At 61.6% G+C, this 237-nt stretch carries 1 protein-coding gene; it reads left to right on the top strand.

Going from position 1 to position 237, the window contains the following annotated elements:
- A partial coding sequence (locus tag ACTHUG_RS11665; protein WP_440386932.1) for a hypothetical protein occupies window positions 1-237 on the top strand: 237 nt, incomplete at both ends.

Raw genomic sequence — 237 nt, 5'->3', positions numbered from 1 at the left:
CCATCCCCGCCCAACTCGCCTACCGTCCCGAACGCATCACCCCGCGTCCGCATATCGCCGGCACACTACCCGCACGTGTAACTGCGGCGGAGAACTGCACCTACGCCTATATCGACGACATGGGCCGCTACCGCGTCAAATTACCGTTTGATTTAGACGAATGGAGTCCGGGTGGGGAAAGCCGTCCCGTCCGACTGGCCAAACCCTATGCCGGTCCCGAATACGGCATCCACTTCC

Source organism: Neisseria sp. P0022.S009, from assembly GCF_051956675.1.
Lineage (GTDB): Bacteria > Pseudomonadota > Gammaproteobacteria > Burkholderiales > Neisseriaceae > Neisseria.
Note: the sequence above shows the minus strand (reverse complement) of the source record. Positions and strands in the feature narration are given on the sequence as shown.